The sequence below is a fragment of the Pseudoselenomonas ruminantium genome (assembly GCF_900113715.1).
Classification (GTDB): domain Bacteria; phylum Bacillota; class Negativicutes; order Selenomonadales; family Selenomonadaceae; genus Selenomonas_A; species Selenomonas_A caprae.
This window is the reverse complement of record NZ_FOQK01000022.1, coordinates 13546-37162: the sequence shown is the minus strand read 5'-3', so window position 1 is coordinate 37162 and position 23617 is coordinate 13546. Positions and strand designations below refer to the sequence as shown.

Here is a 23617-nt window from a genome sequence, read left to right as displayed (position 1 = left end):
TTACTGAAACTTCCTGCACATAGGCATGCTGACTTCCGTGTCCATGATCTTGGGCAGGATATCTTTGGCAGCACCATGTTCCTGCACCCGGCCGTCAGCCAGCACGATGATTTCGTCCGCGATCTGCAGGATGCGCTCCTGATGGGAGATGATGATGATGGAGCTTTCCTCGATTTCCTCCCGCATCTTCTCAAAGATGCGGATGAGGTTCTGGAAACTCCAGAGGTCGATGCCGGCCTCCGGCTCATCGAAAATGGACAGATTGGTCTTCCTGGCCAGAATGGTGGCAATCTCGATACGCTTGAGCTCGCCGCCGGACAAGGAGCTGTTCACCTCGCGATTGAGATAGTCATTGGCACAGAGCCCTACCTCGGAAAGATAATCGCAGGCCTTGATATGGGAAATCTTCTTCCCCGCTGCCAAGCGCAGCAGGTCGATGACCTGCAAGCCCCGGAAGCGCACCGGCTGCTGGAAGGCAAAGCTGATGCCCATCTTTGCCCGCTCCGTAATGCTCTTGTGGGTGATATCTTCCCCGTCCAAAAGGATCTGGCCGGAAGTGGGCTGCTCAATGCCCGCTATGATTTTTGCCAAGGTAGACTTGCCACTGCCGTTCGGCCCCGTGATGACCACAAACTTCCGATTGTCAACGGTGAGGCTCAGGTCCTGGATGATATCCACCTGGCTGTTTCCCTCCGTGACATGGAAGGAAATGTTCCTCAATTCCAACATGTATATTCAGCTCTCCCTTTTTTATTTACACAATTTATGTCTCAACATTCTTTCTATATTATAACTCTATTATCCAGATCTTGTCGACAGGCAAATCCTTCCTATGCCTGCCAGCCCTTATTTCCCACAGTACATCAGCCCCAGCATGGTAATATCGTCGGACTGCTCCGCCCCCTCTGCATGGACAGCTATATCGTGTCTGACCGCTGTCAGGATCTCCTGCACATCGGCCTCACGATCGATACGGTCCAGCGTCTGCTGCAGACGTTCCTCTGAGTAGAAGCGCTTCTGCGTGTCCATGGCTTCCGTCACCCCATCGGTATACAGGAAGAGCTTCTCCCCCGGCGCCAGCCGCAGCCTGTGGGCCTCGTAAGCTGCCTCTTCCAGTGCACCCAGGGCCGGCTGTCTCCGCTCCTCCCGGATATAGCTGTAACGGCCGTCATGGCTGACCAGCGGCGGATTGTGGCCACCATTCACGTAGATGAGCTCACCCGTCGTGAGATCCAGCTGGGCCAGGAAGACGGTGACAAACATCATTTCCTCATTGTCCTGGCAAAGCTCCTGGTTGGCCAGTGTCATGACCGCGGCGAAATCATCGGGTACCCTTGCCATAAGCACCAGATTCTTCAGCGTCGTCTTAGCCCGCATCATGAACAGGGCCGCAGGCACCCCCTTGCCCGATACATCAGCCATCGCCAGCACCAGGTGATTCTCGTCCAGCATATAGAAGTCATAGAAATCTCCACCCACTTCCTTGGCGGCAAACATGGCCGCATAAAGCTGGATGCTTTTCTTGTCCTGCAGGAATTCCTGCGGCAGGGCGCCCAGCTGGATGTCTCTGGCAACAGAAAGTTCCGTGGCTATGCGCTCCTTCTCGGCCGTGGCTGCGGTGAGATTCTTCATATAGGTCTGCAGCTCATCGGTCATGGCATTGAAACAGACTGCCAGATGCTCGATCTCATCCCCTGTGCGGATCTCCACCTTCTTGCTGAGATTGCCGCTGGTGATCTCCCTTACACCATCTGCCAATTCGTGGATAGGTGCCACGAACTGCCGGGAAAGTTTCCTGCCACTGTAAACGAACACCACCAGCAGGACAGCGATGAACACCACCATCAGGAATATGATGAGCGACATCTTCTGCTGCATGAGGGAGGTTTTCTCTTTGGTGACCTGGGCAATGCCGGCCTTGTTCTGCAGCGCCGGAGCGATGACATCGTCAGCGGCAAAGGCGGCCGCAAAGCTCCAGCCCGTGCTTTCGATAGGCGCAAAGGCGATGTAGTAATCCTTGCCATCCACCTGCGTCTGCCGCACGCCATTCCCTCCGGCCACCATCTCCCGGATGGTCAGCGCCAGCGTCGCATTATCCGACTGCCGGAGGTCGTTCTGGATATTCACCTCCAGTTCCCGCTCCTTACCAGCAGCATTCTCCTGAGAAGACAGGATGACGTATCCCCGGTTGTCCGTCACGAAGCAGAAGCCCTCATCGTGCAGGTTGGTTTCCTTCAGGATATGGCGCAGATCGTCCAGCGAGGTCTGCATGCAGGCCACGCCAGCCAGCCTGCCATCCGTCCCATAATAAGGCACCGAGCAGAACATCCCCAGCTTCTTGTTGAACATGAACCGCCTGACCGGGGTAAAAACCAGACCATCCTTGCCAGCTGCCCGCTTGTACCAGTCGCTGCCGACTGCATCATAGTGCGGCTTGGGGATATCTGACTTATCCTCGGCCAGCACCCGCGGGGCATCCACAGATAAGGTGAAGTTATCCTTGGCGGTGATGAATACCGATTCGGCCATGTCATTGCTCTCTATCGTCCGGGCCAGCAGATCCCCGATATTGGCCATCATGGAGATATGCTTCCGATAAGCCTCCGGCGAAACCTCCGGCCCATACTGGAGATAAAGATACAGGCTGCGGTAATTGGCAGGCGTCGGGATATTCACCTCCTGTGGCAGGAACCGCTGCGGATAGCGCTCGATTTCTTCGGCCTCCCTGGCCACGCCCTGCACACTCCGGGAAATGTCCAGCATCCTGTGATTGATGATAGCCGCATTGTCCTGGGCGATATGTACCAGCTCTTCCTGCCGCTGGCTTATCAGTAATCTCGAACTGTTCTCATAGGAATTCTCCCCCAGGCTCTCCCCCATATCCTGTGCCTGCCTGAGCGCAAAGCTCATGCCATAGAGTGCGATCCCTCCTAAAATGAGCACTGCCGCCAGATTGCTTCCCAGTACGATGCGTACCATTTTATCCAGGATGTTCCTGCGGTTCTTCCGCATGAACCGATACAACAGTTTTTCCCAAAAATTTCTCATACTCGCAGCTCCCCTTTTAAGAGACAGATCTTCCAGCCAGCAAATGTCCAGTTTCTGCTGCGCGGACGAGTCCTCGTCTTCAAGCAGCGGAAACAGCTGCGCTGACGCCGCCTGCACAAAAAAGGACTGTCATATGCCTTTCCCAACATACAACAGTCCTCATTCTTATCCCTCACTATGTTCATGGGGCAGGCGTCCTATCCTTCTGCTTGGTAACGGAATCGTCAACGATTTCTGTTGTTTAATTCGCCAAGCCGGATGCATTATCCTGCTCCATCCAAACGGAATTGCACGGTCTGTCCGACCGCACAGCGCACGGGGTCGCCATAGCTGTTGCGCGCCGCTGCGAAGCGATAGCGGTAAGCAGCCGCCACGGCAGCAGCATCCATCTCCTCGTACCCCGAAGACGATGTCACCGCCGCGCTTTCCACACTGCCGTCCCGGCCAACGACCACGCGCACGCGCACCGCCCCCTCTATCCCTTGCCGGCGCAGGCCTTCCGGATACGCAGGCGCCGCACCAGCGACAAGCTGCGGCGGCACAGCGGGGCGCCCGGCAGCGGCATCATCCCTGTCGCCACTGCCTGCTCCCGTTTCCTGACCTTCTCCTATCCCAGTCCCTTCTTTGCTTCCCTTTTCTTGCCCTGCCATTCCGCTGCCAGTCTGGCTAGATTCCTTACCCTTCTCCCCACTGCCGCTTTCCTGCCGGGCAGCCTGCGTGCTCTCCGCTTTCGCTGCGGCCTTCTCTTCGACCGCGCGTACCACGGCAGCGGACTGATCCAATACCGCCTCCTCCACGGTGACGGCCATAGCATCGCCAGCCGCAGGCTCCGCATTTCCACCGCTTTCAGCTCCCGCAGCCTCAGCGCCGCCGGCCGCTGCCGTCTCCAACTCGTAGAGCGTGACATCCAGCACCTTATCGGGATCTGACGACAGCTTGGCAAACAGGCCCGTCAAAGCCACCACGGCAAACAACAGCAGATGGATCACCACGGAAATGCCCCAGGCTATGGCCTTATGCCTTCTGTTACTCTCCATGGGTGCCTCCCGGCTCAGCCGCCAGCCCGAACCGGGCAATCCCCGCGCCGCGCAGCTTATCCAGCAGGGCGACCACCAGACCATAGTCGATATTCTGGTCAGCCCGTACCACAACGGCAAAGCGCGGATTGCGCTTGTATTCCTGCTTGGCCCGCTCCAGCAGATCCTGCTCGGCCACCAGCTCATCTTCGAGCCACAACGAGCCATCCTGCTTCAGCGTGACCAGATAGTTCACATTCATCTGCGTCTCTGCATGCTGTGCCTTGGGCATCTCCACATCGACGGTCTTCAGATTGACCATGTACAGTGTACTCATCATGAAAAACACCAACAGGAAAAACATGATGTCAATCATCGGAATGATCATGACTTCAGGCTGCGAACCGGCCCGTCTATCCCTGAGCCTCATAATGCGCCGCCTTCCAGCACATAGCTGCCATCCTGGACATCCTCCGCAGCCGCCAGCAGCTCCGCCCGATGCTCCTCAACCAGCGAGCAGCAGAGCTCCATGTCCGTGACGATGTTTTCCACCCGCTGGGTAAAATACGCATGGACGGTCAGAGCGGCGATCGCCACGCAGAGCCCCATGGCCGTAGCGATGAGCGCCTCACCGACACCGCCGGTGATAGCCGTCGCCTGACCCGCCGTGACATTGAACACACTGAAGGACGAAATCATGCCGCTGATGGTTCCCAGCAGCCCCAAAAGCGGTGCCATCGTCACGATGACACTGAGATAATAGAGCCGCTGGCGGAACCTGGACAGCTCGATTCCCGTCTGCAGTTCCATATGATGCGCAGCCTGCGCATCGCTTGGCTTATGCATGGCAGTCCACAGTATGGATGCCAGTGCGCCGGAGGCCGCCTTGGCAAGGCTGGCCGCCTCACCGAAACGGCCAGACGCCATTTCCTGGCTGAACCGGCGCGCAAACTCCCGGCCAGAATCTGCCTGCCGGTAGTAAAGGGCGCGTTCCACGCCGATCGCTGCCACCAGCAGCGAGCAAAGCACGAGCACATACATAACTGCGCCGCCCTTCTGGAAGAATTCTATCCCCGTTGCAATATATTCCATATACGAACCTCACAATCCATCATCATCAAAACGCATGCTGAATACCAAAGACCACGCTGCGCCCCGGCGCCATGTAATAGCCCGCACTTGCCGCAATGGACTCGTAGCTTGCATTAGTCAGGTTATAGCCCTTGAGATACAGTTTCGTAGCCGCCGAGCACCGGTAGTTGACGACCATATCCAGCGTCGTGTACTGGCTGTCCAGGAACGCATTCGCCCCGACCACGCGGCCAGACACATGCTGCAGGGTCGCCTCGGCATCCCATTTGTCCTGCTGGTATCCCAGACCCAGCAGATAGCGGTTGGGCTGGTTATTCTTGCGATACAGGTTATTCCAGGTCGTACCGCTTTCCTCCACCTGAGCGTAGGCATAGCCAAGGCGCAGCGCCCACTGCGGCGAGAAGCGATGACGCAGGTTGATGTCCAGGCCACGCCGCGTCTCATCGGCAACATTGTAATACCGCGTCTTGTCGGTATAGATCCAGTCCAGGGCATCGTCCACCTTGCTGTAATACATGCTGAGATCCAGATCCGTAGCCGCCGACAGTTTCGACTTGACGCCGACCGTCACCGTCTCCGATTTCTCCTGCTTGAGATTTGGATTCCCCTCCCAATACAGGGTGTTGGCATAGCGCATCTTCAAGGTAGGATTGTTGACGGCCTGCCCCCAGGAAATGTAGGCATTCGTTGCCTGCGAGAGCTCCTTGTTCAAGCCGATATGCGAAGTGAAATCCGCACCGAAATCGCTGTGGTTCTCCCACCGGGTGCCGAAATTCAGCAGCCAGCCCTTATCAAACTGCCAGTTGTCTTCCATATATAAAGAAGTCGTTGCCGCCGAACGGTCAAGGCTGCCGTCATTCTCCTCCTGGATATTCTCATGATTGTAGGACACACCGCTGATGAGCGTATTCTTATCGCCAAGCCGCCAGTTCTTCTGATACTCTGCGCCCAGCGCCCGCAGATCGTCCGTATAAGCAGCGCTCATGCGGCCATCGATCGTTTCCTGATTCTGATAGATACGCAGGAAATCCTGCGGCGCGTTCTCCCAGCGCGGTGCCCAGGTATACGTCAGCGACAGCGAACGGACCGTCTCCTCCGTCCGGGCATTCCGGTATACAGGCACTGCCGTATTGGGGTTGGCCACATAGATGGCCGAGCTCTTATTGGCATCGGTGTTCTCAAACGCAAAGCTCAGCAGATCGCCATTCTTGAATTTCTTGTCCAGCGTCAACGCCTCACTGGTGCGGTTCATCCCCGTGTCGGGGATGGTCAGGCTGCCACGATCCGGGGAATTGTACTCAATATCCCCGCGTACCTCGCGGCTCGCGGACAGCGCGTAGGTGACATTGTCGTCGCCACCTTCCACCCGCAGGGCACCGCGGAACTGCCCCTGCGTGCCGACCTCACTGCGCACCTTCAGATGCTGCCCCGGCTCGGGACGCTTCGTGATGATATTGATGGCGCCGCCCATGGCTGCATTGCCATAAAGGGAGGAGTTCGGGCCATGCACCACTTCGATGCGCTCGATGTCGTCGATCTGGAACGAATCAAGATCGACAAGGCCCGTATTCACGCCACTGATCAGCGGCCCATGATTCCAGTTGGTACGGCGTCCATTCACCATCAGCAGCACGCGGCTGTCACCATTGAGCTCGACATAGCTGCCTGTCGTATTCGTCTTGACGTTGACGCCCTTATCCCGCAGGGCATCCGTCACCGTCGCGAAATTCCCCTTCGCAATCTCCTCAGCCGTCACCACCGTGACATCTGCCGCCACGGCCTTCTCCCGCACCTTCATGCGATTGGCCGTCACCACATAATCATCGAGCGAGAATTCCTCCAACGGAGCATCTGCAGCCTGCTCAGCCGCCGCATAATTTGCTCCGCCCAGCGAAATGGCTCCACAGACCAATGCCGCCAGCAATTTTTTCTCCGAATACTTTTTCATACAGTTCTTAAATCCTTTCTGCAAATCGTAGAAGATCTTTATCTATTTCTAATTCTGCCTGTTACCAGACGATTTAGCGCATCAATTGCACGGCCATTGCCGCTGTTCACCTCTGCAAACGGGATGACGATGATATGTCCCTGCTGCACCGCTCGCAGACGCTTAAGATCCGGATTCGCGTTGACCAGCCCTAGCGCGTCTTCCTCGCTGAGGTCGTTGCCATCCTTTCCTGGCAGCGAGACATAGACCAGATAATCCGGATCATAAGCCAATATCCGCTCGGGGCCGACCATGGAAGTCTTGCGGCGCACCAGATTCGCAAAGCCAGCCTTTGCGAGCACATCATCGATCAGATAGCTGGCATCGTAGAGCGAATACGTCGAGCGGCCATGATCCTGCAGGACCACAGCGGTTGCCACCGGCAAGTCCGCTACCTGGCTCATCGCCCTTTCTTCTTGGCGGCGGCATGAGGCGATATACGCCTCCGCGCGCTGCTCGACGCCAAACATCTGCCCCAGATCCCGCAGGAACGGATAGACCGCATCCTCCAGCGTCAGCGAGCGGCCCGGCAGCGTCGCCGGCACGATATACGCACCGATTCCCCGCATCTGCCAAGTCTGCGCTTCGCCAAGTTCCATCGCTGAGAAATTATGCGCCCAGCCAATGATAAGATCAGGCTGCAGCGCAAACACTTCTTCCTGCGCGGGAACAAAAGCGGCCTTTACCTTGGGAAGTTTGGCAAAACGCGCCGCAATTTGCTCCGGTTCACTGCCATACGCCCCGATGGTCTGCAGGATATGCTCGTCTAACCCCAATTCCAGCATGGCCTCTGCTGCACCAGGATACAAGACCAGCACGCGCTGCGGTACACCTTGCAGCACTGTCCGGCGGGCATAGCCATTTGCGTCAAAATTCTGAATCACCTGGCCAGCCGCTGCCTGCTCACCGTCCCGGCCGCAGCCGGCGAAGAACACGCTGAGGCCTGTCAATAAAACCAGCAGGTACCTCCTCATATCACCACGGCCTCCCGGCCAAATACGATGACAGGCCGCTCTGCCTGCCCACGGAGCACTTCGCAGGTCACCCCATATACCTGCCGCACGAGCTCTGGTGTCAATATCTCCCGCGGCTCTCCCGCGGCAGTGAGACGCCCGCCCTTCAGGACATATAAACGCTGGCAGTACATAGCCGCCAGATTCAGATCATGCAGCACCGCCAGGACACCGATGCCCAGGCCGGCCGCCAGCTCCAGCAGCTGCATCTGGTAGCGGATATCCAAATGGTTCGTCGGTTCATCCAGCAGCAGGAAGCGCGGCTCCTGCGCCAGCGCCCGGGCCATCACCACCCGCTGCTGCTCCCCGCCCGACAAGGACTGGAAGCGGCGGCTGGCCATACCGGCCATGCCCACCATCTGCAGGGCCCGCTCAACCGCCGCCTTGTCCTGCCGGGTTATCCTGCCGCCATGGCGCTGCTGGGGAATCCGCCCCATCATCACCATATCGTAAACCGAAAAGTCAAAGGCCACCGTATGGAACTGGCCCACGACAGCCATCTGCTGTGCCGACACCGCCAGCGGCATATCCGCCAGCCGCCGCCCAAGCAGGACGATTTCGCCCCGTTCCGGCCGCAGGACGCGATACACATGCTTGAGCAGTGTCGATTTCCCACTGCCATTAGGGCCGATGATGCCCACAAACTCCCCGCGTTTCACCGCCAGCGAAATATCCTGCAGGATTTCTTTTCCCCGCAGCGAAAACGATAGATCTTTTATTTCTAAATCCAGCATATACGCCCCTTTCAGCAACGCAGCCCACCTTCGTCACGGAAGAGCAGCCGCATGAAGAGCGGCGCTCCCACCAAGGCGGTCACAATCCCGATCGGCAGTTCTCCGCTCGGCAGCAATACACGGCACAGCATATCGGCCAGCATCAGGAAAACCGCCCCGGCAAGCATTACCCCGGGCAGCACCCGGCGATGATCGGCTCCCAGGAGCATCCGCACGCCATGGGGGACGATAAGACCGACAAAGCCGAAGATCCCGCAGGCCGAGACAATGATCCCGGTCAGCAAAGCCGTGAGTGCCAGATATCTACGGCGCTCACGCGCCAGATCTACGCCCAAGGTCATTGCTGTCTCCTCCCCGAGCAGCATCGCATTGAGCTCACGCAGACGCAGGGCAAAGAACACCCCGGCTGCCAATACCGCCACGCCCGGCAGCCACAGATTATCCCAGCGCGCGCCTGCCAGCGAGCCCATCGTCCAGAACGCTGCACTGCGCATCCCTTCCGCATCGTTCGCCAGATACACCACCAGATTGGCCAACGCCGAAAACAAGGCACTCACCACAGCACCAGCCAGGATCAGCCGCACCGCCGAGGCACTCCGCTCCCGGCCAGCCAGCAAAACAACGACAACAGTCGCCGCTACTGCGCCTGCAAAAGCGCCGGCAGGAACTCCCATACCGGCAAGGACCGCACTGCCGCCCAGCATAATGACCACGACCGCTCCCAGGGACGCCCCAGATGCCACGCCTAGGATATACGGTTCAGCCAGCGGATTTTGTACCAATGCCTGCATGACCATGCCACAAAGTGCCAGCCCAGCTCCAGCCAGAGCCGCCAATATGACCCGCGGCATTCTCAATTCCCAGATGATATCATAATGCCCCTGAGGAATCCCTGCCTCGACAGGCAGCCCGAGCATACTTGCCAGTACCGCCATGGTCTCTGTCTCCGGAATCGCCACTACACCTACGGAAACAGCCAATCCGGCAGTCAAAAACAGGCCGGCAATTCCTGCCATCCAATATAACCAACGCAAATCATTCATATCCTTTCTGTTTATGCCTTTCATCAGCAATGATTATCATTATATATTGATAATGATAATCTGTCAATTATATTCAGGCAAAAAAAAATCAGCCAAAAAGCATATACGCAACGAATATCACGCTTTCTCCTGGCTGTTGTTTATATATTTGCTTATATTGTCTTCTATCCCTTGTGCAATCAAATGAAGTATTCGATGGTTTTCTCAGCGGTAAGTTTCGTGTTCTGATTGAAAAACAGCACGGCTTCCCGTTCGTCAACCGGCCCTAACGCATATATTCCCGGAGCTTCCCGATTGAAATATTCAAATGGCACAATGCGATTATAGGCTTTCGGATGCGCTTCCGTGCATTCAATCGCTGCGTCGTCAATTGTCCGCTCCAAAAGATACGGATCGAATAAACGAATACGCTTTTGCTCCACGCCGGTCAGCAATACATAGTGATCCCCCTCAAGATTCAAGCGTACCACGACTGTTCCCTGACGCCGCAGGGCATCGACGAGCAGACTGTTCTCCCCCATATAAACGTCTTTTCCTGCCAGATACCGGCTCTCGATTGGCAGGACACCGGTTTTGCCCACGCCATCGAGCCAGTTGGAAAGGAACATCATAGCCATGCGCGAGGTACCGCGCTGGCCAAGTACTCCACCACGTTCATAGCAGTCCAAGGAATACAGCATGATATTGCGGATAAGTTCCGGCGATATCTCCTCCCGCTCAAACAGAAAACTCAGCGCATTCAACAGTGAAGTCGGGCCGCAATCATATTCAGAAATCTGATAGCGCAACGGATTTTTCATAAAACAGTCCCTTTCTTAGAGCCATGGGAAGCCCTGGCTTTTGTAACAATTCAATCTCCATCTTACCCACAGCTTTTGGCGATGTCAACTGGCGAATAAAAAACCGGGCCTTTTGCCCGGTTCCAGCAAACTGTTTACTTCATAAAAAGACCACCATTGATATCCAGCGTGGTTCCTGTGATGCAGCGGGATTCTTCCGATACCAGGAAATATACCGCATTGGCAATGTCCTCAGGTTCTGCCATACGCCCCAGTGGGATGATTGACTCGTCCACAGCCATCGCTTCGGTCATCTGCGTGCGCACGAATCCTGGCGCTACCGCATTGACATTGATCTGATACGGTGCCAGCTCCCTTGCCAGCGATTTGGTAAGGCCAAACACTGCCGCCTTGCTGCCTACATAATCAGCAGCCGTGGCAATACCGCCCACCTCCGCTGCCAGCGAGGCCACATGGACAATCTTGCCGCTTTTCTGTTTCTTCAGCCACGGTATGATTTGACGGGTCAAATGAATCACGCCATATAGATTGACCCCAAGCGTCGCCGCCCAGTCAGCATCGGAGACTTCCGTGAAACTCTTGCTGAGCTGACAGATACCAGCATTATTCACGAGGATATCGAGCGAGTCATATTGCTCCGCTACCGCGGCGAACCAGTCATTGACCGCCGCCTCATCGGCAACGTCTACAGCAAAGCCACGGACAGCGTCTGGATAAAGGCGGTTGATTTCTGCCTCCACCTGCCGGTTTTCCCTTTCATTGCGGCCCAGGAACAATACTTTACTTCCCTCGCGGGCCAACCGTTCCACGATGGCCCGGCCAATGCCGCGATTTCCCCCGCTTACCAGTGCGGTCTTTCCTGACAAACTCATAACAAAGCCTTCTTCCCTTAAATTCGCACAGCCGGATCTTCATATGTTTCCGGCAGTATCCGCTTGAGGAATTTTTTTGTCCTTTCCTGCTGCGGATTCGTAAAGAAATCTTCACTTGCCCCTTCTTCCACAACCACACCATCAGCCATGAAAATGACATGTGAGGCTACATCGCGGGCAAATTTCATCTCGTGCGTGACCACGATCATGGTCATGCCTTCCTCGGCCAGGCTCCGCATGACTTGCAGCACCTCGCCCACCAGCTCCGGATCAAGCGCTGACGTCGGCTCATCAAAAAGGACAACATCCGGACGAACGGCAATAGCGCGCGCAATGCCTACGCGCTGCTGCTGCCCGCCAGAGAGCTGGGACGGATAGTAATCCGCCCGCTCGGAAAGACCAACCTTGCGCAAAGCACGCAGTCCGATTTTCCTCGCCTCGTCTTTTGCCATGCCACGTCCAGCCGTAAGACCCAGCGTCACATTTTCCAGCGCCGTCTTATTGGCAAAAAGATTGTAATTCTGGAACACAAAGGCTGTTTTCTTGCGCACCTCGGCAATCTCTTGGGACGACGCTTTTGACAAGTCAAGTTTTACCCCATCAAGCTCCATGCTCCCCGCATCAGCCTGCTCAAGGAAATTGAGACAGCGAAGAAACGTCGTTTTGCCCGAGCCAGAAGGCCCCAGGATAACGACCACATCACCGCGGTTCAGATCCATATTCACATCATGAAGGACTGTATTATCTTGAAAGGATTTACGTACACCACGAATCTGCATCAACATGCAACCACCCACTTTCTATCATGCATTCCCGCGGAATGCTCCCAAACGACGCTCAGCAAAATGGTACGACCACTGGACAAGCGTGCAAAGTACCAGATACACCAGAAATACATCCAGATACGCTTCGATATAGTTATACCCATACGAAGCTGCGATCTTGCCCAATGCCATGACATCCTTGACCGTCATCAGGAAGGCAAGCGATGTTCCCTTTATCAGATTGACCGTGATATTGCAGATAGCTGGCAAAGCCACCACCAGTGCCTGCGGAATGATCACGCGCAAATATGTCTGGACTTCCGAAAGGCCTATCGACAGGCCTGCTTCAAGCTGGCCCTTCGGTATACTCAGCAGTGCCGAGCGAAAGACCTCCGTCAGCAGGGCTGTCGTATTTAAAGCAAATACAACCACTGCATACCAGAACGGATCGATTGTCTCAAAAATGTTGATGCTGCTACCAGCCGCTTTGAGCACCGCATGGATAAGGCTCGGCAACAAACTGTATAGCAGCAGGATCTGCAGGATGATTGGCGTACCGCGCACAAAGGAAACATAAAGCGCCGCCAGCCGGCTGCTCGAGGAGTTCCCCCGAATCCTCAAGACTGCCAGATAGAAGGCCGGCAGGAAGGCCAGCAGCAGAGACAGCGCCGTCAAGGACAAGGTCACACCTGCCCCCTTCCAGACTTCGCCAAAGGTCCTGGCCATGAACTCATAATCCAATTCCATGCGCTTCCCCTCCTTTCAGCCACTCTTTCCAACCATTCTTCTCTTTCCCCGTCGCGTCTTTGCTGCGGATAGCCAGCGTCTGCCCCTTATCCAGACGTGCTTCCAGCCAGTCAAAGACTCGTTCCAGCAGCAAAGTCATCCCCCAATAGATCAGCATGCAGGCTGTGTAGACCTCAATACCATAGGCCCCGAAATTCTGAGCAATGATAAGATTCCCCTGTCCTATCATGTCAATCAAACCGATGGTATAAGCCAGCGCCCCTTCCTTCAACAGATTGATGGTCGAGTTGGCAAAGTTCGGCAGGGCAACCACGGCCGCCTGAGGCAGCATAACCAGGAAAAAGGCCTTTATCGGCGGGATGCCGATGCTCACCGCAGCCTCGTACTGTCCCTGTGGTACAGCCAGATATGCTGACCGGAACACCTCCGATATATAGGCGCCAAACAGTAGCACAAATGTGAGAATAGCAAATACCGCCCGATTCATCTGATTGATATTATATGAGAACAGTGCATCCATCAGTTGAGGCAGCCCATAGAACACGATGAACAGCAGGACGATGGACGGTGTGCACCGCATGACATAAGTGTACCCCTGCGCCAGCCAGCGCAATCCGCGCGTGCCGCCTATTTTCGCCCAGGCCAGCAGCATCCCCAGCAGCGATCCCCCTATGATACTGCCAGCGCCTACCAGCAGCGTTACATCAAGATATTCCAGCAGATCCGGCATGACCGTAAAAATCATGGCCGGATCAAAAGCTCTGGTATCCATGGCAACCCCTTCTTTCTGTCTCGATTATTTCAGATAGGAAGACAAGCTTTCCCCGAAATACTTCTGCTCCAACTCAGCAATCTTGCCTTCACTGCGCAGCTCCTCAATGGCCTTATCGTATTCATCGGCAAACTGCTGCTCATTCTTGTTGAAGATTGGATACGTCGGAATGCCCTTATAACGGATATACGTCAGCTTATCGTCGAACTGATGATACGGTGCATCCTCTTTCTGGATGTTGTTCTTATAGCTGAGCTCGACTTCCAGATAGGCATCATAGCGGCCTTCCATTACCCAGCTATAGGCATCAGCAATCTGGAAAGCTTCCGACGAAACGAGCTTGATGGGCTTATCCTGATGCTCTTTGTTGTACGAATCGATGACCATGTAGCGTGCATCCTGCGGCGCAATCGGTACGAGCTTGCCGCTGAACTGTGCAAAGGACGGCAAGTCCTTGATCTCATTGGCCGTATCTTTGCGGATGACCAGTCCAATTACGCTGGCACCGATATTGTTTTTCGGGAATACATATTTTTTCTTGCGCGCATCCGTAATCCAAATGCCCTTCGTCCCCACGTTATACTTGCCAGACTCCACACCGATGAGCAGATCATCATCGGACGTCGGTACGAATTTGAATTCATACTGCGGCAGTTTCTTGGCCACTTCCTTCATGACTGCGACCTCAAAGCCATCCGACTCGCCCTGTTCATTGACATAATCATACGGTACATAATAGTTGGTATGCGCCACGGTGATGACCTTCTTGCCATCGGCCGGCTTATCTGCCGCTTTATTGCCGCCGCAGCCAGCTGCCACCGTGAGCACACCTGCCAAAAGACCTGCCGTAATGAGTTTCCCTATCTTGCGAATATTCATCATGAATTCCTCCTAATAAAAATCTATCCTCCTACCCACAGCATCTATACGTCTTCAGACAGCGGCCTCGCGCACCCATTCAAGATGTTGCCAGTCAATATCTCTCGGCACCGTGCAGTCAGCTCCGAGGATAACGCCGCGGCGGCCAGCCTTGGCGATGAGCCGGCGCGTTTCCTGCTGGATTTCCTCTTTACTGCCACTGTAGAGCACATCAGAAGTAAGGTTGCCAAATCCGCCGATGACCGTGCGTCCGTCGAAGATCTGCTGGCCTTCTTCCAATGATACATGCTCAACGGAAACCGCCCAGTTGACGGCTTTGACCTCGTAGTCCTCATACCACTCGAGGCGGTTGTGGTGACCGGCATAGCCGCAGACATGCAGGATATTGTAGTCACTGACGCTGTTCGCTGCCGCCAGGATCTTCTTCTCGCCCGGTGCCAGCACATCCTCGTAGATTTCACGGGTAATGCCATCGCCGAGCAGGTTCTGCACGCTGAAATAGATACCTGTAACATGTGCCTCCGTGATTAGCCGTTTGGCCAATTTCGCCAAATCGGAAGAGATCACATCGAAGGCCTCACGGACCGTTTCTTTGTCTTCGCGGATAAAGGAAACGAGTTTCTCTTCGCCCTTCTCCCAATGGGACTGCATGAAACGAAATGTTGTGTTAGCACCAAAGACATTGTAGAACAATGCAATCTCATCACCGTAGCGCTGCACCAGCTGCCGCGCATACTCAATCTGCCGGGTGAACCAGGGATCATCCTCTGCCAGCGGCTGCAGATCCTTGAGGTCTTCTACACGCTGAGCCGCCGCAACCTGTGGATGATTGTAATGGAAGAAACCATCCGTCATGATCTTGACGTAATCGGGCCGGAACGAATCGATATACTCAATCTGTTTTGCCAGTACTTTCTGACTCAGTTCTGGATGAGCAAAGGCATCCGAACCAATCTCATCATCAAGAAAGTGAAACCAGAATCCTGACGGGATCCGTTCCACGTCTTTTCCATCTAAAGCATCGAGTACCAGTTGTTTTCTGTTGATTGTCATAAACATCCACCTCTGTCTTGTATTTCATAGTTAACATGTATGTTTTATCTAGTCGTTGTAGCTATCATAATTCAAATTATCATATATGTCAAGTATGTATTTGTAATTTTGTAAACTTATTTTTCCACTGGCAAAATCTAACTAATATATATATAAAAACGAAAAAACATTGACAGCAACATGCTTTCCGTATATCATATTTAACATACCAAAGAAATATGATATACCTATACAAGGAGGAATTCCTATGCACGACTTTTCGCTCGAAGTTCACGGTACACATACATTCGATTCCACGGGTGCTATCAGTGCCCCCATCTATACATCTGCGACTTATCGCCATCCTGCGTTCCAGCAGAGTACCGGCTACGATTATGGCCGCGTCGCCAATCCGACCCGCGACGAGCTCGAGAAGACCATGGCGCTGCTGGAGCGTGGCGAGCGCAGCTGGGCGCTGTCCTCCGGCATGGCTGCCATCAATATGGTCCTGCACCTCTTCCAGCCCGGCGACCATGTCCTGCTATCCGAGGACCTTTATGGTGGCACCGTCCGTCTGGCTAACGACATCTACACACGCTACAACATCCAATTCGAATATGTAGATACGGCCGATCTCGAACTGACCGCCGCCCATATAAAGCCGGCTACTAAAGGCATATTTATCGAAACGCCCTCCAATCCCATGATGCGCATCAGCGATATCCAAGCGCTGGCCAGGCTGGCACACGACAACGATGCCCTGCTCATCGTTGACAATACCTTCCTATCACCGCATTTCCAAAAACCACTGACCCTTGGTGCCGATATCGTTTTGCACAGCGCCACCAAATACCTCTGCGGCCATAACGACATCATCGCCGGCATCCTTGTCGTCCGCGAGGCCAAAGCCGACTACGCCCAGCAGCTGGAGCTGTTCATCAAATCCGAAGGCCCGAACCTTTCGCCGCTGGATTCCTGGCTGCTGCTGCGCAGCATCAAGACGCTTGGCCTGCGCGTCGAGCGCCAGTCTGAAAATGCCTTGAAGATCGCCCAGTGGCTGCAAACCCATCCGGCTGTCACCGACGTTTATTATGTAGGCCTTCCCAGCCATCCTGGCTACGAATTGCAGCGATGTCAGGCCACAGGCAACGGCAGCATGATCTCTTTCAAAGTCAAGACGACCGAATTGGCAAAAGCGGCACTTGGAAAGCTGCACCTTATCTGCTTTGCCGAAAGCCTCGGCGGCGTGGAAACACTGCTGACCTATCCATTGGCACAAACCCATGCCGAAATGCCCGCAGAGCTCTTGGCACGCACCGGCCTTGATGACCGCCTGCTGCGCCTGTCTGTCGGTATCGAAGATGCTGACGACATCATTGCCGACCTTGGCCAGGCCCTGCAGGGCTGACCCCACCGAAAGGAGCGTTTCCCATGCCCACCAATTTTGACGAAATCATCGACCGCCGTGGCACCTCCTGCCTCAAATACGATTTTGCTGCCGAGCGTGGCTATCCTACAGATATCCTGCCCTTTTGGGTTGCCGATATGGATTTTCGGGCACCGCAGCCTGTCCTCGACGAACTTTCGCACCGCGTAGCCCATGGCATCTTTGGCTACACGGACCCGAAAGCTGCCTACAAGGACACCCTGCTCAACTGGTTCCATCGACATCACAACTGGACGCCCTCTGCAGATGCTCTTGTCATAACGCCAGGCGTTGTCTTTGCACTTTGCACAGCGATCCGCGCCTTTACCCAGCCTGGCGACGGCATCCTCATCCAGCAGCCAGTCTACTACCCGTTCACGGAATCCATCACGGACAACGGCCGCCGGCTGGTCAACAGTCCGCTGCAGGAACAAGGCGGGCACTATAGCATCGATTTTGCTGACCTCGCGAACAAAATCGCCAAGGAAAATGTCAAGCTCTTCCTGCTCTGCAGCCCGCACAATCCAGTGGGCCGCGTCTGGAGCCGTGAGGAACTCCTGCGCCTGGCAGATATTTGCGAGCGGCACGATGTGCTCATCGTGGCCGACGAAATCCATCACGAGTTCGTCCGGCCTGGTTACAAACATACCGTACTCGCATCGCTGTCTCCCCAAATCGCCCAGCGTGTCATTACCTGTACCGCCCCGAGCAAGACCTTCAATCTTGCGGGCCTGCAGCTATCGAACATCTTCATCGAAAACGGCTCGCTGCGCCGGAAATTCAAGCATGAACTGGCCGCAGCCGGCTATAGCCAGCCAAACAGCCTGGGACTCTTCGCCGCCCAAGCCGCCTATACCCATGGCGAAGAATGGCTCTGCGAATTGCGCACATATCTGGAAAGCAACTACCAAAAAACAAAAGCGTACCTGCAGCAGGAACTTCCACAGGTACGCTTGATTGAGCCCGAAGGCACCTATTTGCTTTGGCTGGATTTTTCCGCCTACGGCCTTACCGATGACGAGCTGGATGAACGGATCATCCATAAAGCCAAGCTCTGGCTCGACAGCGGCCATATCTTCGGCCCTGCCGGCCAAGGATTCCAGCGCATCAACATCGCCTGCCCCTGGCATACGCTAAAGCAGGGGCTCGAGCAGCTGGCCAGCGCCTTCCGCCCCTGACGGCCATCTATCCATGGCAAACTCTGCCGAAATATGCTATACTGATAAAGTTTTACAAACCTTTTACGATAGGAGCATATTCATGAGCAACGAAAATAAAAAAGTCAAAGTACACTACACCGGCACGCTCAACGATGGCACGAAATTCGATTCGTCCTATGACCGTGGCGAACCACTCGAGTTTGTCTGCGGTGCCGGCATGATGATCAAAGGCTTCGACGAAGCCGTCAAAGATATGGCGGTCGGCGAAACCAAGGACATCCACCTGCAGCCGGAAGAAGCCTATGGCATGCCGTCGGAGGAAAACATCGTCACGATGGAAATCAGCCAGCTGCCAGGTTCCGAGGGCTTGGAGGTCGGCCAGCGCGTTGCCCTGCAGAACTCGCTGGGCCAGCCGGTTCCCGTGACTGTAACGGAAAAAACCGCTACAACGATTACCTTTGATGCCAACCATGAAATGGCAGGCAAAGAGCTCAATTTCAAGATTGAGCTTGTCGAAGTCGAAGCATAAGAAAAACATAAGAAAAGAAAGCGGCTCACATCCATCATGATGTGGGCCGCTTTCTTTTCTTATGATATTCCATTATCCCGATCCATCCATCCTATAGCCATCAATCGACAAATCCTCTCATCAAATCGACGCACTGAACAGAGAGCCCGCCGCAGACGTACTTTTCGCCAGATACTCCTGCGGAAGTACACCTGAAGACCCCAGCATATTTTGCTGCATCTGGACACTGGCACCACTCAGCTTCGACTGGGAAATCACCTGGTTCCCCTGCATCTTGACGAGAACTAACGAACCGTCAGGCAAAACCTTGGTAACCGTCACTGTCGCAACACTGCTGTCACTTGCAGCCGGCGCACTTGTCAGACTTTCCAAGATATCACTGAAGGATGCAGGTTGTGCCGTCTTCCGGACATACGCTGCCGGCTTTTCCGGCTGCTCTCCATACTGCATTCTGCTGGCCGCATTTATCGCCTGGATACTCATCCGCTCCACCTCCTTTCCTGCACCACAAACAACCTACACTTATATTATCGTCGCGTTTCGTTAAAAGTTTATATAAGGCAACTAATAATTTGATAAAAAAAAACGCCGTGCACTTTGTACACAGCGTTTTTGACATGTCAAATTCTCACAGCCAGACCAATTGACCGGTCAAAGCAAATGCGATACCAGCACCAGCAGCGGAATGGCAATGATCGTGCGCTCCAAAAAGATGATAAACAGGCGCTTGAAATCCAGCCCGACGCCGGATTTGACGATGATACTGCCGACCTCGGTCAGATAGATGATCTGCACGAGCGACAAACCAGCAACGAGGAACCGCGTAGCAGCTGGCAAATCCTGGCTCGTAATCAAAGCCGGGATGAACATATCGATAAAGCCCACCAGCGTCGCCGGCGCAATCTGGAAAGCGCCCTCGACACCAAAAAGACTCAGATACAGGCCCATCGGATAGGAAATCCACTGCATGATGGCCGTTTCATTGACCAGCAAGGTACCGATCGTGCCCCAGGCAATGACAATCGGGATAAGATCCAGGATGATTCCGATTGTCATCTTGACGGCTGCATCGAGTGCCACGCGCAGATTGAATCTCTCGGCACGATTCAGCGCTGCCGCCCAGGCCCAGCGCCAAAGCGAAACATCGGGCGGCACTTCTTCGTTGATTTTCTTCTCCCCACAATAACTGTCAGGAATAGCTGACAGCGGCCGGATACGCACGCCAATAGCAGCCAGCAAGAGGCCAATCGCCGTGACCGATGCATAGAGCAGCAGGAAATGCTGCGTCACATGCAAGGTCTCTGCCACGACCATGCAAAAAGGTATCGATACGAGCGAGAAATTCGTCATGATCGACGCCGCTTCGCGCTTGCTGTAAAAACCACTCTGATACTGGTTCCCCGTAATCAACACAGCCGTATTCGAAGAGGCCAGCCATGAGGCAATGAGGTCCACCGATGCCCGCCCCGGCACGCGGAACAAGGGACGGATCAGAGGTTTCAATAATATGCCTGTAAACTCCATGATGCCGCAATCGGTCAAGAACGGCAAAACAAAGCTCAGCGTTACCGCAATCGCAATCAAGGTCTGTGACAGCGACACCATGCTGCCGCCCACATCATCACTGCGCACGATTTCCGGCCCTGCCCCCAAAGCCACGCAAAGCGTGACAAACAGGGCGACCAAGCGCGTCACGGCATAGGGCCGCGACACGAACAGCAAATCGGCCAGCCAGTCTATCTTGCGGATTGCCGCCGGCCGCCAAAACAGCCCCATCAGCGCCCCGAGCGCCGAAACCACCACGATCACAGTAAGCAGCCAGGGCAGATTTACCTGCACGGCCTTATCCAGCATCTCAGTCAATACGCTGAGCACCGTGTTGAAATCACTGTCTGAGTTGTTGAGAGGAAACAGAAACATAAAGCAGCCAAAGCCTGAGCAAAGCAGGAATTTCAGCTTTGTCTTCCAGGAATACCCTTTACTTATTTCTGCCCCGAATTCCGTTGTCCGTTCCATTCGCTTCCTTCTTTCTTGAATCATACTTATCTATCATACCTTATTTGCAAAAAAATGCAAGCATTTCTGCATAAATATAAAAAACAGTGCTCCTGCAAGCACTGTTTTCCTTCTATCTGTTTTCGTTATTTTTTGTCCTTGCCAGCTGGTGCCGCGGCCTTCGGCGGTGGTGCCGCAGCTGCTTTCGGCGCTGGCGCCGCTTTTGACTTTGCCGCCGCTTCTTTCGGTGCTGCAGTCTTCTCCTCTGCCGCGCGGGCTGCCTTTTCCGTTCTGGCCTCGGCTTTGGGTGCCTTTTTCTCTTCCTCAGCCGCTGCCGCTGCGGCCTCAGCCTGCTGCTGTGCCTCCACCTGCTCCTGATAGGAGGCCAGGCAGTCATCGACCTTCGCTTTCAGCTCCTGCGCCTTGCCCGCATAGCCCGCCAGATTCCCCATATTGATCTGTGCAAGATAATCACTGGCCACTTGCAGCTGATTGATGTCGCCAGTTCCCAGATACGTCCGGTAGGCAAGCATCGCCGCCGTAAAACCATAGAGATTATACCCGAGCTCCGTCTTTCCCTTTTCTTCAAACATAGACAGATACACACGGGCCGACTGGTAATCCTGCTCCGCCAGCATGGCCTTGCCCTTCGCAAGGCTGTCAGTCAGAAGCTGCTGCTTGGAATATTCCACTACGCTGAAAAATCCCACTGCGCCAATCACTGCCATCACCAGCAGAACCACAACCATCATATGCAGTTTTGATACACGATCATCCATCAATCCGTCTTCCTATCCACTTTAATATTATATAAATGCAATCTACGTAACATAGTACCGCAGATTTGCCCGTTTTGTCCAGCAAAGAATCCGCAGCCCTTCCGAACCGCAAAAACAAACCTTAAAATAAACTATTGCACGATAAACCAAGACTATAATTCAAATTAGTTATAGTTTGAGAAAAGAATCACATTTTCCATTGACAAAGAACTTTTTAGTACCTATACTATTCTTGTGATATTAAATGTGCAGACAGTCTTGCAAGCCAATGCTATCAAGGCTTCATCTGCAATACAAAAACAAAAACCAGGCCTTTCGATACCATAACATCAATAATCGATAGTTATGTATCAATAATTTAGAGGAGAGTGTTGATTATGGCAAAGAAACCAGTTCAGATTATGGAGACGGTCCTGCGTGACGGTCATCAGTCCTTGTGCGCAACGCGCATGCGTATCGAAGATATGCTCCCACAGCTTGAGGCCCTTGACGCGGTAGGTTACAAGGCACTCGAAGCCTGGGGCGGTGCAACGTTCGATACCTGCCTGCGTTTCCTCGGCGAAGATCCTTGGGAGCGGCTCGACACCTTGAAGGCCAATCTCAACACCCCGATCCAGATGCTGCTGCGCGGCCAGAATCTCCTGGGCTATAATCACTACTCCAACGATGTCGTAGAAAAATTCGTTCAGAAGGCATCCCAGCACGGTGTCGGCGTATTCCGCATCTTCGATGCCTTGAACGACGTCCGCAACCTCAAAGTTGCCATCAATGCAGCGCTCAACTGCCCGGAGAAGCCGGAAGTCCAGGGCTGTCTCGTCTATACCATCAGCCCGGTCCATACAAACGAAAAATTCGTCGAGCTGGCTAAAGAGCTGCAGGATATGGGCTGCCACTCCGTCTGCATCAAAGATATGTCCGGCCTGCTCAAGCCGTATGTAGCCGAAGACCTCGTCAAGAAGCTCAAGGCTGCGCTTGACATCCCGGTCGAGCTCCACACGCACTGCACGTCCGGTTTCGGCCATGCAACCTACCTCAAAGCCATCGAAGCCGGTGTCGACATCATCGATACGGCCCTTGCTCCGTTCTCCTCGGACACGTCCCAGCCATGCACGGAAACGATGGTCCGCGCACTTGAGGGCACGGAATACGATACGGGCATCGACGTCCAGAAACTCACGCCGATTTCCAAGCACTTCCTCAGTGTCAAGAAACGCATCATCAACGAATTCAACCTCAAAGGCTATTTCGATATTAACCCGAACGTCCTCGACTTCCAGATTCCGGGCGGCATGCTCTCGAACCTCGCCAACCAGCTCAAAGAAGCCGGCATGGAAGACAAATATCAGGATCTGCTCGATGAGATGCCGCGCGTCCGCAAAGACCTCGGCTACCCGCCGCTCGTCACGCCGTCCTCGCAGATTGTCGGCACGATGGCAACCTTTAACGTCATGAGCGGCGAGCGCTATAAGATGGTTCCGAAAGAATTCAAAGACCTCGCCCGTGGTAAATTTGGCCGTACGCCGGTCGCTATCGATCGCGACTTCCTCACGAAGACGCTGGGCATCGCACCAGAAGACATCATCGAGGATTGCTCGATCGAGGACGCTAAAGCCAAGACCTTCGCTGAGTTCGAAGCCGAGCTCAAGGAAAAAGGCTATCTGAATCCGTCCGAAGAGGATGTACTCTCCTATGCCCTGTTCCCGCAGGTTGCCGAAGAGTTCTTCCAGAACCATTACCAGAAGATCACGGCTTACAAAAAAGCTTGATAACACGAAATCTCCTGTTATCTCATAAGTCAACAGCTCCGCACAATCCTGCGGAGCTGTTTTGGTATACAAACTAACACAAACTTGACAGCTACTAATCCAAAACGCTATAATAGATATGTAATTTTTATTATATCTTTAGGGCAACGACGCCTTTTGCAAC

At 54.3% G+C, this 23617-nt stretch carries 23 protein-coding genes; 4 read left to right on the top strand and 19 right to left on the bottom strand.

Annotation, left to right across the window (positions count from 1 at the left end; translation table 11 throughout):
• The 16 genes from BM181_RS11290 to BM181_RS11215 all read right to left on the bottom strand — a co-directional run bounded on the left by BM181_RS11290 (nt 1) and on the right by BM181_RS11215 (nt 15820).
• Nucleotides 1-729, bottom strand: a complete 729-nt coding sequence (locus BM181_RS11290) for an ABC transporter ATP-binding protein (protein WP_075445005.1) — start codon at nt 727-729, stop codon at nt 1-3.
• Between the two features lie 117 nt (nt 730-846).
• Nucleotides 847-3048: a SpoIIE family protein phosphatase gene (locus tag BM181_RS11285; protein WP_075445003.1), complete on the bottom strand. Its 2202-nt coding sequence runs from the start codon at nt 3046-3048 to the stop codon at nt 847-849.
• Nucleotides 3049-3311: 263 nt separating this feature from the next.
• On the bottom strand, nt 3312-4085 hold the full coding sequence (locus BM181_RS11280; RefSeq protein ID WP_075445001.1) for a TonB family protein: 774 nt from the start codon (nt 4083-4085) through the stop codon (nt 3312-3314).
• Nucleotides 4075-4494 (bottom strand): ExbD/TolR family protein, encoded by a 420-nt coding sequence (locus BM181_RS11275; RefSeq protein ID WP_075444999.1) that lies wholly within the window; start codon nt 4492-4494, stop codon nt 4075-4077. Before BM181_RS11275 ends, BM181_RS11280 begins: the two co-directional genes overlap by 11 nt.
• Complete coding sequence (locus BM181_RS11270) at nt 4491-5156, bottom strand: MotA/TolQ/ExbB proton channel family protein (protein ID WP_075444997.1); 666 nt, start codon at nt 5154-5156, stop codon at nt 4491-4493. The genes BM181_RS11275 and BM181_RS11270 overlap by 4 nt, the downstream gene beginning before the upstream one ends.
• A 25-nt stretch (nt 5157-5181) precedes the next feature.
• The gene (locus tag BM181_RS11265) at nt 5182-7104 is read right to left on the bottom strand and encodes a TonB-dependent receptor plug domain-containing protein (protein ID WP_075444995.1); all 1923 of its coding nucleotides are present in this window, start codon (nt 7102-7104) and stop codon (nt 5182-5184) included.
• A 38-nt stretch (nt 7105-7142) separates the two neighbouring features.
• A complete protein-coding gene (locus tag BM181_RS11260; protein WP_075444993.1) occupies nt 7143-8117 on the bottom strand; it encodes an ABC transporter substrate-binding protein in 975 nt (324 codons plus the stop codon).
• Complete coding sequence (locus tag BM181_RS11255; protein ID WP_143092181.1) at nt 8114-8890, bottom strand: ABC transporter ATP-binding protein; 777 nt, start codon at nt 8888-8890, stop codon at nt 8114-8116. The genes BM181_RS11260 and BM181_RS11255 overlap by 4 nt, the downstream gene beginning before the upstream one ends.
• Before the next feature lie 11 nt (nt 8891-8901).
• Nucleotides 8902-9906 (bottom strand): FecCD family ABC transporter permease, encoded by a 1005-nt coding sequence (locus tag BM181_RS11250; RefSeq protein ID WP_442758765.1) that lies wholly within the window; start codon nt 9904-9906, stop codon nt 8902-8904.
• Between the two features lie 206 nt (nt 9907-10112).
• Entirely contained in the window at nt 10113-10733 is a 621-nt protein-coding gene (locus BM181_RS11245) for a peptidase C39 (protein ID WP_075444989.1), read from the bottom strand.
• Nucleotides 10734-10867: 134 nt separating this feature from the next.
• The gene (locus tag BM181_RS11240; protein ID WP_075444987.1) at nt 10868-11605 is read right to left on the bottom strand and encodes an SDR family NAD(P)-dependent oxidoreductase; all 738 of its coding nucleotides are present in this window, start codon (nt 11603-11605) and stop codon (nt 10868-10870) included.
• A 17-nt stretch (nt 11606-11622) separates the two neighbouring features.
• On the bottom strand, nt 11623-12390 hold the full coding sequence (locus tag BM181_RS11235; protein ID WP_075444985.1) for an amino acid ABC transporter ATP-binding protein: 768 nt from the start codon (nt 12388-12390) through the stop codon (nt 11623-11625).
• An 18-nt stretch (nt 12391-12408) separates the two neighbouring features.
• Nucleotides 12409-13116: an amino acid ABC transporter permease gene (locus BM181_RS11230; RefSeq protein WP_075444983.1), complete on the bottom strand. Its 708-nt coding sequence runs from the start codon at nt 13114-13116 to the stop codon at nt 12409-12411.
• Entirely contained in the window at nt 13100-13888 is a 789-nt protein-coding gene (locus tag BM181_RS11225) for an amino acid ABC transporter permease (RefSeq protein WP_075444981.1), read from the bottom strand. The genes BM181_RS11230 and BM181_RS11225 overlap by 17 nt, the downstream gene beginning before the upstream one ends.
• Nucleotides 13889-13912: 24 nt before the next feature.
• Nucleotides 13913-14767 (bottom strand): transporter substrate-binding domain-containing protein, encoded by an 855-nt coding sequence (locus BM181_RS11220; RefSeq protein ID WP_075444979.1) that lies wholly within the window; start codon nt 14765-14767, stop codon nt 13913-13915.
• Nucleotides 14768-14821: 54 nt separating this feature from the next.
• On the bottom strand, nt 14822-15820 hold the full coding sequence (locus BM181_RS11215) for a uroporphyrinogen decarboxylase family protein (protein WP_075444977.1): 999 nt from the start codon (nt 15818-15820) through the stop codon (nt 14822-14824).
• Between the two features lie 247 nt (nt 15821-16067).
• On the opposite strand from BM181_RS11215, the gene BM181_RS11210 reads away from it, so the two are divergent.
• The 3 genes from BM181_RS11210 (at nt 16068) to BM181_RS11200 (ending at nt 18914) form a co-directional block, all read left to right on the top strand.
• A complete protein-coding gene (locus BM181_RS11210) occupies nt 16068-17207 on the top strand; it encodes a trans-sulfuration enzyme family protein (protein ID WP_075444975.1) in 1140 nt (379 codons plus the stop codon).
• Between the two features lie 23 nt (nt 17208-17230).
• Entirely contained in the window at nt 17231-18403 is a 1173-nt protein-coding gene (locus BM181_RS11205; RefSeq protein WP_075444973.1) for a MalY/PatB family protein, read from the top strand.
• Between the two features lie 82 nt (nt 18404-18485).
• Nucleotides 18486-18914 (top strand): FKBP-type peptidyl-prolyl cis-trans isomerase, encoded by a 429-nt coding sequence (locus BM181_RS11200; RefSeq protein WP_075444971.1) that lies wholly within the window; start codon nt 18486-18488, stop codon nt 18912-18914.
• Nucleotides 18915-19034: 120 nt separating this feature from the next.
• Here BM181_RS11200 and BM181_RS11195 read toward each other — a convergent pair whose 3' ends face one another.
• The 3 genes from BM181_RS11195 to BM181_RS15010 form a co-directional block, all read right to left on the bottom strand.
• A complete protein-coding gene (locus tag BM181_RS11195) occupies nt 19035-19397 on the bottom strand; it encodes a hypothetical protein (RefSeq protein WP_075444969.1) in 363 nt (120 codons plus the stop codon).
• A gap of 168 nt (nt 19398-19565) precedes the next feature.
• Complete coding sequence (locus BM181_RS11190) at nt 19566-20930, bottom strand: YjiH family protein (protein WP_177207204.1); 1365 nt, start codon at nt 20928-20930, stop codon at nt 19566-19568.
• 125 nt (nt 20931-21055) lie between these two features.
• Nucleotides 21056-21688 carry a hypothetical protein gene (locus BM181_RS15010; RefSeq protein WP_082336281.1) on the bottom strand — a complete coding sequence of 211 codons (633 nt, stop codon included), beginning with the start codon at nt 21686-21688 and terminating at the stop codon, nt 21056-21058.
• 377 nt (nt 21689-22065) lie between these two features.
• On the opposite strand from BM181_RS15010, the gene BM181_RS11180 reads away from it, so the two are divergent.
• Nucleotides 22066-23454 (top strand): pyruvate carboxylase subunit B, encoded by a 1389-nt coding sequence (locus tag BM181_RS11180; protein WP_075444965.1) that lies wholly within the window; start codon nt 22066-22068, stop codon nt 23452-23454.
• The last annotated feature ends 163 nt before the right edge of the window (nt 23455-23617 follow it).